At 70.6% G+C, this 11,835-nt stretch carries 11 protein-coding genes; 1 reads left to right on the top strand and 10 read right to left on the bottom strand.

What is annotated here, in order from left to right; translation table 11 throughout:
* The 10 genes from QM568_RS00055 to QM568_RS00010 all read right to left on the bottom strand — a co-directional run.
* A partial coding sequence (locus tag QM568_RS00055; RefSeq protein WP_415134538.1) for an indolepyruvate ferredoxin oxidoreductase subunit alpha occupies positions 1 to 175 on the bottom strand: 175 nt, incomplete at its 3' end.
* Positions 172 to 1,581 carry an FAD-dependent oxidoreductase gene (locus QM568_RS00050; RefSeq protein WP_415134534.1) on the bottom strand — a complete coding sequence of 470 codons (1,410 nt, stop codon included), beginning with the start codon at positions 1,579 to 1,581 and terminating at the stop codon, positions 172 to 174. The genes QM568_RS00050 and QM568_RS00055, both read right to left, overlap by 4 nt.
* 36 nt (positions 1,582 to 1,617) lie before the next feature.
* The gene (gene cobA, locus QM568_RS00045; protein WP_415134532.1) at positions 1,618 to 2,424 is read right to left on the bottom strand and encodes a uroporphyrinogen-III C-methyltransferase; all 807 of its coding nucleotides are present in this window, start codon (positions 2,422 to 2,424) and stop codon (positions 1,618 to 1,620) included.
* Positions 2,421 to 3,332, bottom strand: a complete 912-nt coding sequence (locus QM568_RS00040) for an ABC transporter permease (RefSeq protein WP_415134530.1) — start codon at positions 3,330 to 3,332, stop codon at positions 2,421 to 2,423. The genes cobA and QM568_RS00040 overlap by 4 nt, the downstream gene beginning before the upstream one ends.
* Entirely contained in the window at positions 3,322 to 4,260 is a 939-nt protein-coding gene (locus QM568_RS00035; protein WP_415134528.1) for an ABC transporter ATP-binding protein, read from the bottom strand. Before QM568_RS00035 ends, QM568_RS00040 begins: the two co-directional genes overlap by 11 nt.
* Positions 4,260 to 5,282: an ABC transporter substrate-binding protein gene (locus tag QM568_RS00030; protein WP_415134536.1), complete on the bottom strand. Its 1,023-nt coding sequence runs from the start codon at positions 5,280 to 5,282 to the stop codon at positions 4,260 to 4,262. The genes QM568_RS00035 and QM568_RS00030 overlap by 1 nt, the downstream gene beginning before the upstream one ends.
* 88 nt (positions 5,283 to 5,370) lie before the next feature.
* Positions 5,371 to 6,723, bottom strand: coding sequence for a sulfate adenylyltransferase subunit 1 (locus tag QM568_RS00025; RefSeq protein WP_415134526.1), 1,353 nt, complete (start codon positions 6,721 to 6,723; stop codon positions 5,371 to 5,373).
* Positions 6,723 to 7,700, bottom strand: coding sequence for a sulfate adenylyltransferase subunit CysD (gene cysD, locus QM568_RS00020; protein WP_415134525.1), 978 nt, complete (start codon positions 7,698 to 7,700; stop codon positions 6,723 to 6,725). Before cysD ends, QM568_RS00025 begins: the two co-directional genes overlap by 1 nt.
* Complete coding sequence (locus tag QM568_RS00015; protein WP_415134523.1) at positions 7,697 to 8,521, bottom strand: phosphoadenylyl-sulfate reductase; 825 nt, start codon at positions 8,519 to 8,521, stop codon at positions 7,697 to 7,699. The genes cysD and QM568_RS00015 overlap by 4 nt, the downstream gene beginning before the upstream one ends.
* Positions 8,518 to 10,239: a nitrite/sulfite reductase gene (locus QM568_RS00010; protein ID WP_415134521.1), complete on the bottom strand. Its 1,722-nt coding sequence runs from the start codon at positions 10,237 to 10,239 to the stop codon at positions 8,518 to 8,520. The genes QM568_RS00015 and QM568_RS00010 overlap by 4 nt, the downstream gene beginning before the upstream one ends.
* Positions 10,240 to 10,679: 440 nt before the next feature.
* Here QM568_RS00010 and QM568_RS00005 point away from each other — a divergent pair, with 440 nt between their 5' ends.
* The gene (locus QM568_RS00005) at positions 10,680 to 11,648 is read left to right on the top strand and encodes a DUF559 domain-containing protein (protein ID WP_415134519.1); all 969 of its coding nucleotides are present in this window, start codon (positions 10,680 to 10,682) and stop codon (positions 11,646 to 11,648) included.
* The last annotated feature ends 187 nt before the right edge of the window (positions 11,649 to 11,835 follow it).

Raw genomic sequence — 11,835 nt, 5'->3', positions numbered from 1 at the left:
CCTCGTAGTAGATCGCCTCGACCGGGCAGGCGGGCTCGCACGCTCCGCAGTCCACGCACTCGTCGGGGTGGATGTACAACGACCGCTCACCCTCGTAGATGCAGTCGACAGGACACTCGTCGATGCAGGCACGATCCTTCACATCGACGCACGGCAGCGCGATGACGTAGGTCATCGGACGAGGGCTCCGTCGCGCGAGACGGCGACCTGCTCCTCACGCGGGACGACCTTGACGCGCTCGCGCGTGTACTCGTGGTTCTCGCCGAGGGCGCGCTCGTGCGCGTCGAGGGCGAGCCATCCGTCCCACGTCGTGTACTCGGTGCCGTTCGCGTCGAGCACGTTGAGCACGTCGCCATCCGCGCTCGGGGCCGACAGCAGTCCGGCCTCGGCATCCGCCACGAGGTGCGTGATGGTCTCCAGCGCATCGGACTTGGTGTGGCCGATCAGCCCCACAGGTCCGCGCTTGATCCAACCCGTCGCGTAGAGCCCCGGCTCGTCGTCCACGCGGCCCTCCGCGTTCGGGATCACCCCTCGCACCTCGTCGAAGGGCGCATCCACGACGCGGGTCCCGTAGTAGCCGACCGCGCGGTACACGGCCTGCACGTCGTAGTCGCGGAACTCGCCGGTGCCGACGAGCCGGCCATCGGCATCCGTCGTCGTCCGCTCGAAACGGATGCTCTCGACGGATCCGTCGCCCGAGATCTCGACCGGCGCGTGCCAGAAGTGCAGGTGCAGGCGGCGCGACGCCGTGCCCGCTGGACGGTCGCGCCAGCTGTTCAGGGTGCGCAGCATGACCTTCAGCTGGTTGTTCGATGCGGATGCCGCATCGACCCCGTCGAAGTCCTCGTCGTGCAGGACGATGTCGACGTCGCGCACCTCGCCGAGCTCACGCAGCTCGATGGGGGTGAACTTGATGTCGGCCGGGCCGCGGCGGCCGAACACGTGCACGTCGGTGACGGCGGATGCCTCCAGGCCCGCGAGCACGTTGTCCGGCACCTCGGTGGTGCGCAGGTCCACGGCGTGCTTCGCGAGGATGCGGGCGACGTCCAGGGCGACGTTGCCGTTGCCGATCACCGCGACCGACTCCGCCTCCAGCGGCCAGGTGCGGGCGACGTCGGGGTGCCCGTCGAACCAGGCCACGAAGTCGGCGGCGCCGTAAGAGCCAGGCAGATCGACGCCCGGGATGTCGAGGGCGGCGTCGCGGATCGCGCCGGTCGCGAGGATCACCGCGTGGTAGCGCTCGCGCAGCTCGTCGAGCGAGAGGTCGCGGCCCACCTCGACGTTGCCGATGAAGCGGATGGTGCGGCGGCGTCCCCGGGGCGCGGCGCCCGCCGAAGCGTCGTCATCCCCGAACGCGTCGAGCATCTCGTGCAGGGAGTTCACGATGCCCTTGATGCGCGGGTGGTCGGGGGCGACGCCGTAGCGGATGAGGCCGTACGGTGCGGGGAGAGACTCGAAGAGGTCGATTTCGACCCTTCCGCCGCGCTCCTTGACGGCGTTCGCGAGGAGGTTGCCCGCGTAGATTCCGGCGGGGCCGGCGCCGACGATCGCGACGCGCAGAGACAGAGGGGTCGAAGACATGGCGGTTCTTTCGGTGGATCGGGTCGATCGGGTGGATCAGAGAGGGGAGAGCGGAGGGTCCGCGAGGAATGCATCGGTCCAGTGGCCCGCTGGTGCGCTCAGCACGCCAACGGCGTGCGGGCTCAGGCGAACGACATCACCGACGACGATGACGGCGGGGTTGCGCACCTGGCGGGCGGCGGCGATGCCGGCGATCGTGCCGAGGCTGCCGACGGTGACGCGCTGGTTCTCGCCGTAGCCGTCCTCGACGATCGCGACCGGGCAGTCGACGCCGCGGGCGCCGGCGGCCAGCACGTGCGCGGAGTGCCCGAGCGTGTTCACGCCCATCAGCAGCACCACGGTGTGGTCGCCCTTCGACAGGCTGAGCACGCCGCCGGCCTCGATCTGGTCGTGCCCGGTGAGCACGGTGAACGAGGTCGCGACGCCGCGATGGGTGAGCGGGATGCCGGCCACGGCGGGCACCGAGATCGCGCTCGTCACGCCGGGGACGACCTCGACGGGGATGCCGTGCTCCTCGCAGAACTGCTGCTCCTCGCGGCCGCGTCCGAACACGAACGGGTCGCCGCCCTTGAGCCGCACGACGTGCTTGCCGGTCTGCGCGAGCTCGACGAGCAGCTCGTTGATCGCCTCCTGCGGCACTCGGTGGTAGCCGGGGAGCTTGCCGACGTCGATGACGTCGGCGCGCAGGCGGATGCCGGATGCGGCGAGCTGTTCGAGCACGGCACGCGCGCCGAGCCGGTCGGCGACGATCACGTCGGCGTCCTGCAGCGTCTTCAGCCCCCGCACCGTGAGCAGGTCGGCGTCGCCGGGGCCGGCGCCGACGAGGGTGACACGACCGGTCATCGGGTTCCTCCCAGGAGCAGGCCGCGGTTGCGCAGCATCCGTCGCTCCAACGGCCCGAACAGGACGAGCTCGATGACGATGCCGATCGCGAGGATCAGCAGGATCGTGGCGAGCACGCTCGCGAGGTCGGCGAGCTCGCGCGACTGGTTGAGCATGGTGCCGAGGCCGAAGCCGATGGATCCGCCGACGGTGATGATCTCGGCCGCCATCAGCGAGCGCCAGGCGAACGCCCAGCCCTGTTTGAGACCGGCGAAGTAGCCGGGCAGGGCTGCGGGCAGCGTCACCGCCGTCGCCAGCTGCCAGCGGGTCGCGCCGAGCACGGTGCCGACCCGGCGCAGCTGCGGCGGCACCTGGTCGATGCCCGAGAGCAGTCCGTTCACGATCGAGGGGATCGCGCCCATGAGGATGACGAAGTAGGCGGTCGCATCCGACAGGCCGAACCAGATGATGGCGGCGGGCACCCAGGCGACCGACGGCAGCACGGTGAGGCCGGAGATGAGGGGACCGGCGGCGCGGCGCAGCAGCTTCCACTCGGCCAGCAGCATGCCCAGCGCCGTGCCGACGACGATCGCGATGAGGAAGCCGATGACGCCGCGCTCGAGGCTGGTGGCCACGGCCTCCTGCAGGCGCCCGGAGGCCCAGGCGTCGCCGAGCGCGCCGACGACGGCTGCCGGGCTCGGCGCCTTGTCTGGCCGCGGGTTCGCGATGGCGATGTAGAGCTGCCAGACGCCGAGCAGTACGAGCAGGAGCACGATCGGCGGCAGCGCCTTGCCGAGGAGCTCTCGTCCGCGCGAGGACGTGGGGGCGACCTCGTCGGACTGCAGGCGGTCGAGGCCGGCGGAGAGCGTGGCGAGATCGTCGCCGCGTGGCGCGTCGTGGGCGGCGGTCGCCGCGGTGTCAAGCGGCATTGCGGGCGATCTCCTTGCGCAACTCGGCGGTGATCTCCGTGGCGAGGGCTGCGACCTCGGGCGATTCGATGCGGCGCCCGTGGGTGTTCGCGATGCGCCACTCTCCCGCGATGCGGCCTGGACGGCTGGAGAGCAGGATGACGCGCTGACCGAGCCGTGCGGCCTCGCGCACGTTGTGCGTGACGAACACGATCGTGCGGCCGGTCGCCCGCCACACCCGCTCGAGCTCCTCGTGCAGCAGGTCGCGGGTGATCGCGTCGAGGGCGGCGAAGGGCTCGTCCATCAGCAGCACGTCGCGGTCCTGCGCGAGGGCGCGGGCGAGGGCCACGCGCTGGCGCATGCCGCCGGAGAGCTCGTGCGGTCGCTTGTCGCCGGCCTCGGCGAGGTTCACCGTGCCGAGCAGCCGCAGCGCCTCGTCACGGCGCTCGCCGCGGGGGACGCCGCGCAGCCGCAGGGCGAGCTCGACGTTCTGCCGGGCGGTGAGCCACGGCATCAGCGCGGACTCCTGGAACATGACGGCGGCGCCGCCCTTCGGCGAGTGGTTCCTGAGCTTCGTCGACGCGCTCAGCGACGCGGAGGCCAGGTGGATCTCGCCCGCAGTGAGCGGCTCGAGGCCGGCGATGAGGTTCAGCAGCGTGGACTTGCCGCAGCCGGACGCGCCGAGCAGGCACACGAACTCGCCAGGGGCGATGTCGAGCGAGATGTCGTCGAGGACGACGGGTCCCGCGCCGTAGCGCTTGGTGACGTGGGCGATGCGCACTGCCGGGTCGACGGCGGGGGCGGGGGCCGCCAGAGGTGTGACCCCGTCGAAACTCGGCGTCAGCCGCTGGCCGCCCGGCTCCGAGGGTGCCGCGGACCAGGACCGTGCGCTCAGGGTCCCCGACTCCGTCAGGGGCTCCGAGCTCACCGGTCCGGGTTGCGCGGTCATCAGTCCTCCCCGAGACCGGCGGCGGAGACCGTGTCCTCGCCGGCGTCCGACAGCTGCTCGTTCAGCGCCCGCAGGTCGAAGAGCCCGTCGATCGAGCCCTCCTTCTGCGTGCCGGCCGCCAGGCCGTTCTTCACGAGGGTCTCGAAGGTCGATGCCGCAGGATCCACCGTGAACGTGACGTTCTCGAGCGCCCTGGCCAGCACCTCGTCGGAGAGCTTCTTGCCCGTGGCCTCCTCGAGCGCGCCGTTGATCACGGCCGGCGCCTCGTCGGCGTTCTCGTCGAGCCAGGCGACCGAGGCGATGTGGCCGGCGAGCAGCTCCTTGACGACCTCGGGATGCTCGGCGGCGAAGTCCTTGCGCACGAGCAGCACCGTGGTCGGGAAGTCGCCATCGGGCCAGAGGTCGGCCTCGTCCACGAGCACGTGCGCCCCGGCCTCGACGACCAGGCGCGACACCCACGGCTCGGGCAGCCACGCACCGTCGAGCTGGCCCTCCTGGAACAGCGTCAGCGTCTGCGCGTTCTCGGTGGGGGTGATCGTGACGTCGCCGCCGCCCGACGTCGAGGTCTCGAAGCCCTCATCGGCGAGCCAGCTGCGCAGCGCGACGTCCTGCGTGTTGCCGAGCTGCGGGGTCGCGATGTTCTTGCCCGCGAGGTCGGAGACGTCCTGGATGCTGTCGTTCACGACGAGCGCTGCCCCGCCGGAGGTGGCGCCGGCGATGATGTTCGCCGACTCGCCACCCGACTGGATGAACGTGTTGATCGCCGGGTTCGGGCCGATGTAGGTGGCATCGATCGCGCCGGCGGAGAGCGCCTCGATCGCGGCGGGGCCGGCGTTGAACACCTCGGTCTTCAGCTCCACGTCGCCGAGAGCATCCTGGAACAGCCCCTCGGAGAGGCCGACGAGGGCCGGGGCGTGGGTGACGTTGGCGAAGTAGCCGAGGCGCACCTCGGCGAGGTCGTCGGTTGCGGCGTCATCCGTTGCGGGCTCTGCGGATGCCGAGGCGCAGCCGGCGAGCATCATGGCAGCGACTCCAAGGACTGTGAGTGCGGTGGTCTTGCGGTTGATCTTCACGGTTTCGCCTCCTTAGCGAGTGGTGGGGTGGTGCAGGTCAGTCCCCTGCGACGGTCGCGGCGGCCAGCGTCGCTCCGTCGGCGGGGTGGATGAGCACGAGAGAGCCGCCTTCACGGCACTGCGCGTACGGCTCCAGGGGAAGATCGGCGGCGAAGCGAAGGCGCACGCGGCCGATCTCGTTCACGGCGAGGGTCTCGGCATCGTGGTGGCCGAGGGTCTCGAGGTCGCGCCGGTCGATGACCTCGGCGACGAGCGCCTGCACGGTCGCGGTGCCGTGCTTGACGAGGACCTTCAGGCCTGCGACGACCGGTCGTTGATCGAGCTGGAACAGCTCGACGACGGCCTCTCGACGGCCGGCGGGCACGGTGCCGGACGCTGCGATCACGGCGCCGCGCGCCGCGTCGATCTCATCGGCCAGCGTGAGGGTCACCGACTGCGCGGCGGTGGCGGCATCCGCTTCCCGGCCGGCGATGTGGATGCCGGTGACCGTCGTCGTGTGCCCGCCGGGGAACACCTCGACGGCGTCGCCGACGCGCACCTCGCCCGCCGCGATCCGGCCGGCGAACCCGCGGAAGTCGCGGTAGCGCTCCGGGTCGGCGATCTCGGGGCTGAGACCCCCCTGCGGGCGCAGGACGAGCTGCACCGGCAGGCGGAACGCGGATGCCGTGTCCTCGACCTCGACCGCGGTGGGCAGCGTCTCGAGCAGATCGATCAGCGTCGGGCCCTGGTACCACGGGGTGCGCGCGGAGCGGTCGACGATGTTGTCGCCCTCGAGCGCGGAGACCGGGAGCACGTGGATGCCTGCGAGGCCTAGCTGCTCGGCGACGCGTGCCGCCTCCAGCTCGATCTCGACGAAGCGGTTCTCGTCGAAGCCCGTGAGGTCGATCTTGTTCACCGCGATGATCACGTGCGCGACGCGCAGCAGCGAGACCACGGCGAGGTGGCGCCTGGTCTGCTCGACGATGCCCTTGCGGGCGTCGACGAGGACGATCACGGCGTCGGCGGTGGCGGCGCCGGTGACCATGTTGCGCGTGTACTGCACGTGGCCGGGGCAGTCGGCGAGGATGAAGCTGCGCCGATCTGTGGCGAAGTAGCGGTAGGCGACGTCGATCGTGATGCCCTGCTCGCGTTCGGCGCGCAGGCCGTCGGTGAGCAGGGCGAAGTCGAACTCGCCGTGCGCGAAGCCGCGCTGGCGGCTGGTCGCCGCCACCTGCTCGAACTGGTCGGCGAGGATCGCCTTCGCGTCGTGCAGCAGGCGTCCGACGAGGGTCGACTTGCCGTCGTCGACGGAGCCGGCGGTCGCGAAGCGGAAGAGCGTGGCCTGCGGGGTCGCTGAGCGCGCGTGCCTGGTCGCCGACCCGCCGTCCGTGATCGTGATCGCGTCGCCCATCAGAAGTACCCGTCCTTCTTGCGATCCTCCATGGCGGCCTCGCTGATGCGGTCGTCGGCGCGGGTCGCACCGCGCTCGGTGAGGGTGGAGCGCAGCACCTCGGCGACGACGGATGCCGTGTCGGCGGCATCCGATTCCACCGCGCCGGTGCAGCTCATGTCGCCGACGGTCCGGTAGCGCACCGTGCGGCGGACGACCTCTTCGCCGTCGCGCGGCTGCGAGAACTCGCCGACCGCCCACCACATGCCGTCACGGCGGAAGACCTCGCGCTCGTGCGCGTAGTACAGCGGTGGCAGGGCGATGCCCTCGCGGGAGATGTAGTTCCAGACGTCGGCCTCTGTCCAGTTCGAGATCGGGAAGGCGCGCACGTGCTGGCCAGGGAGGTGCCGGCCGTTGTACAGGCTCCACAGCTCAGGGCGCTGGTTGCGCGGGTCCCACTGGCCGAACTCGTCGCGCAGCGAGATGATGCGCTCCTTGGCGCGGGCCTTGTCCTCGTCGCGGCGGGCCCCGCCGAACACGGCGTCGTGACGGCCAGCGGCGATCGCGTCGAGCAGCGGCTGCGTCTGCAGCGGGTTGCGGGTGCCGTCCGGACGCTCGGTGAGGCGGCCGTCGTCGATGTAGTCCTGCACGCGGGCGACGGCGAGGTCGATGCCCAGACGCGCGACGGTCTCGTCGCGGAAGCGGATGACCTCGGGGAAGTTGTGGCCAGTGTCGACGTGCAGCACCGGGAAGGGCACCCGCCCGGGCGCGAACGCCTTCGCGGCGAGGTGCAGCACGACGACGGAGTCCTTGCCGCCGGAGAACAGCAGCACAGGGCGCTCGAACTCGGCGACGACCTCCCGGATGATGTGGATGCCCTCGGCCTCGAGCAGATCGAGGGTGGAGAGGACGGGAGCCCGGGTCACCGAGCTCTCCGAAGCATCCGCGGTCGCCCCGTGAGCGAAGCGAGACGAAACGCCCTGAGTACCGAGAGTCATATGTGCAGTCCGCATTCTGTCTTGGCCAGGCCCGCCCAGCGGCCCGAGCGCGGGTCCTCGCCGGGGGCGACGGGCTTCGTGCACGGCGCGCAGCCGATCGACGGGTAGCCGTTCGCGATGAGCGGGTTCACCGGGACCTCGTGCGCGGTGGCGTAGTCGATGAGGTCGTCGAAGGTCCACGCGGCGACGGGGTTCACCTTCACCAGCCCGTTGCGCTCGTCCCAGACGACGAGATCTGTCTCGGCGCGCGTGGGCGCCTCCTCGCGGCGGACGCCAGTGAACCACACCTCGTACCCGCCGAGGGCGCGCTGCAGCGGCTCGACCTTGCGGCGCTGGCAGCACAGGCCAGGGTCGCGCTCGAAGAGGTTCTTGCCGTACTCCGCGTCCTGCTCGCGCACGGTCTGCTCCGGCTTCACGTCGACGATGTTCACGTCGAGCTTCTCGGCGACCTCGTTGCGGGTGAACGTCGTCTCGGCGAAGTGGTAGCCGGTGTCGAGGAAGAGCACGTCGACGCCCGGAAGGCTCTCGGCGACCAGATGTGGCAGGGCGGCATCCGCCATCGAGCACGCGACGGCCGCCTGCGGCACGTCGAAGTGCTCGGCCACCCAGGCGACGACCTCGGCGGGCGTGGCCTCGCCGGGCCGACGGCTGCGCAGTTCGGCGTTGCCGCGCGCGGCGAGCGCCTGGAGATCGGCGGGTGCGCGTCGGGCGGAGCGGATGACGACGGGAGTCGCGTGCTGGGTGCCCGAGCCGGCCTGGGCTTCTGAGCCGGCCTGGGTTCCTGAGCCGGCCTGGATTCCTGGGCGCGTCGAAGGGCTCATTGCAGGGCCTCCTCGTCGGCGCGGTGCGCCCAGACCGCGAAGGTCTCGTCGGGGCTCTCGCGGTCGGCGAGGTAGCGGCGGATGACGCGCTCGGCGTAGTCGGCGATGCCGTCGGCCGGTACCTTGAGACCGCGCACGGTGCGGCCGAGTCCGGCATCCGCTCTGTCCACGTTCGCAAGCCCGCCGCCGAGGTGCACCTGGTAGCCGGGCACCTGCTCGCCGTCGATGAGGACGAGTTGGCCCTTCAGGCCGATGTCGGCGGTCTGAATGCGCGCGCACGAGTTCGGGCAGCCGTTCACATGCAGTGAGATGGGGCGGCCGATATCGGGCTCCAGCGCGCCGAGGCGCTCTTCGAGCTGCTCGATCGCGCGGGATGCGTTGGCCTTGGTCTCCACGATGGCGAGCTTGCAGTACTCGATGCCGGTGCAGGCGATCGTGCCGCGGCGGAACAGGCTCGGGCGCGCCGAGAGGCCGATCTCGTCGAGGCCCTTCACGAGGCTCTCGACGCGGTCCTCCTCGATGTCGAGGACGAGGAGCTTCTGGTGCGGCGTGGTGCGGATGCGCTGCGAGCCGTGCGCTTCGGCGAGATCGGCGAGGGCGGTCAGGGTGCTGCCGGAGACGCGGCCGACGAGCGGAGCCGCGCCGACGTAGAAGCGGCCGTCCTTCTGCTTGTGGATGCCCACGTGGTCGCCGAGGCTCTTCGGCTTGGGGGCGGCGGGGCCGTCGGGCAGCGGGCGCTCGAGGTACTCGTTCTCGAGCACCTCGCGGAACTTCTCTGTTCCCCAATCGGCGAGCAGGAACTTCAGGCGGGCCTTGTTGCGCAGGCGCCGGTAGCCGTAGTCGCGGAAGATCTGCGTGACGCCGTGCCACACCTCGGCCACCCGGTCGGGGGCGACGAAGACGCCGAGACGCTCGCCGAGCCGCGGCACGACCGAGAGGGCGCCGCCAACCCACAGGTCGTAGCCGATGCCGAGCTCCGGGTGCTCGACGGCGACGAAGGCGCAGTCGTTGATCTCGTGCACCACGTCCTGGCTCGGGTGACCGGTGATGGCCGTCTTGTACTTGCGCGGCAGGTTCGACAGGCTGAGGTCCCCCAGAAACCGGTCCGTGATCTCACGGATCTGCGGGGTCGGGTCGATGATCTCGTCGGCGGCGATGCCCGCAACGGGGGAGCCGAGGATGACGCGGGGCACATCGCCGCACGCCTCGGTGGTGCTGAGTCCGACAGCCTCGAGGCGCCGCCAGATCTCCGGGACGCTCTCGACCTCGATCCAGTGCAGCTGCACATTCTGGCGGTCGGTGATGTCAGCGGTGTCGCGGGCGAACTCGGTGGAGATCTCGCCGATGACGCGCAGCTGCTCGGTCGTGAGCTGTCCACCGTCGATGCGCACGCGCATCATGAAGTACTCGTCCTCGAGCTCGTGGGGCTCGAGCTGGGCGGTGCGGCCGCCGTCGATGCCCGGCTTGCGCTGGGTGTACAGACCCCACCAGCGGAACCGGCCGTGCAGGTCGGTCGGATCGATGCTCGCGAAGCCGCCCTGGGCGTAGATCGTCTCGATGCGCTTGCGGACGTTGAGCCCGTTGTCGGCGAGCTTCCACTCCTCGTTGCCGTTCAGGGGCTCGTTGCCGTCGACCGCCCACTGGCCGTGGGGTTTGGTCGGCACGCGCGCGGTGCGCGTGCGGGCACCGCGGATCGGCGTCGGCTGCTGAACGGTCATGGAGAGCTCCCTGTAATGGCTTCGGATCACGCTAAGGACGGTGGACCGGGTTCAAGAACTCGAAATGACACGTGACGTCAAGGAACGTCATATGACGTCATGAAGGAGGGCACATGACGCTCGGGTCTGGTACTCCGCCGGGTTCTGTGCTGGTGCGGGTTTCTGCCGGGCTCTGCGGTGTTCCGGTCGCGATCCGTGCCGCTCTGGGTCTCGGGAAGCGGCGCGAAGTGCGACCGGAACAGAGGGGGACGAGCGGATGCCGGCGCGAAGTGCGACCGGAACGGCGAGGGGTGAGCGGATGCCGGCGCGAAACGCGACCGGAACGGAGGGGGACGAGCGGATGCCGGCGCGAAGCGCAGCGCGGTGGGTGCGCACCAGGGTGTGGACAAGCCTGTGGATAACTCGGTGCACGTGTCCGCTGGCTGTGGCACCGTGGGGCGATGAGAACTCCTCGTCCCCTTCCCGGAACCCTCGGCCGGCGCTTCAGCGTCAGAGCCGCCGTCGAGTTCGGCGTCGACAGGGGCAGACTCCGCCGCCGCGACCTGGAGGCGCCCTTCCGTGGCGCGCGGGATGCCGGCGCAGCTTCGGATCTGTCGAGGCTCGGCGTGCACGACAAGCAGGTGGTCGAGCGCCGGATCCGGGCGAAGCAGTACGCGCCGCTTCTTCGCCCTGGCCAGATGATCAGCCACGACAGCGCGGTCGCGATGTGGGGCGGACCCATGCCGCTGAAGACGGAGAACGGCATGGCGGTCGACGGTGCGGCACTGCCCGTCCACGTCAGCACGGTCGGGGCAGGGCCTCTCGTGCGCGCGAGCGGGGTCGCCGCTCATCGCGTGAGTGCGCGCAACACGGTCTTCGTGCTCTGGAACGGCCACCCCATCGCCTCCCCGGCATCCGCTTGGGCGCAATGCGCGAGCTGGGACCTGCTCGATCTCGTGGCCCTCGGCGACTTCTTCTGCCGCGTGCACAGGCCAGGGCCCGGTCGGAAGGATGTCGGCAGGCGTCCGCTCGCCACGATCGAAGAGCTCAGGACGACGATCGAGACCGGCCGTCGGGTCGGCATCGCGCGCCTGCGTGAAGCGGTCGAACTCGTGCGCGAGGACTCGTGGTCGCCGAGGGAGTCGAAGATCCGCTGTCATATCGTCTTCGCCGGGCTCCCGGAGCCGCATCTCAATCACGACGTCTTCGATTCGTTCGGTCGTTTCCTCGGATGCGTCGATCTGGCGTACCCGGAGCAGAAGGTCGCCATCGAGTACCAGGGTCTGCAGCACAGCGAGACCTACGCGCAGGACGTCGAGCGGCTGGCCGCACTGCGGGCCGCAGGATGGACGGTCATCGAGGTCACCAGCGCGCTGTTCGCCGATCCGGAGGAGCTCATCCGCCGGATCCGTGCCGCGCTCGGACTCTGATCTCGATCCGCCGGGTACGGTCTCGGTTCTCGGGGTGGGGTATTCCCGCCTCACGGCGTTCCGGAGTTTGTCAAGGCGGGTGAGGCCGGTGGGTGTTAGGCGGCGAGTTGGAGCTCGTCGGTGGGTGGCTGGTTGATCCAGGCGGCCGGGTTCCGGTCGAGGATCTTCGGTCGCGCCTGTGCGCGGG

Source organism: Microbacterium sp. (assembly GCF_047607465.1).
Lineage (GTDB): Bacteria > Actinomycetota > Actinomycetes > Actinomycetales > Microbacteriaceae > Microbacterium.
The sequence above is the reverse complement of the archived record's forward strand: the minus strand, read 5'-3'. Positions and strand labels throughout refer to the sequence as shown.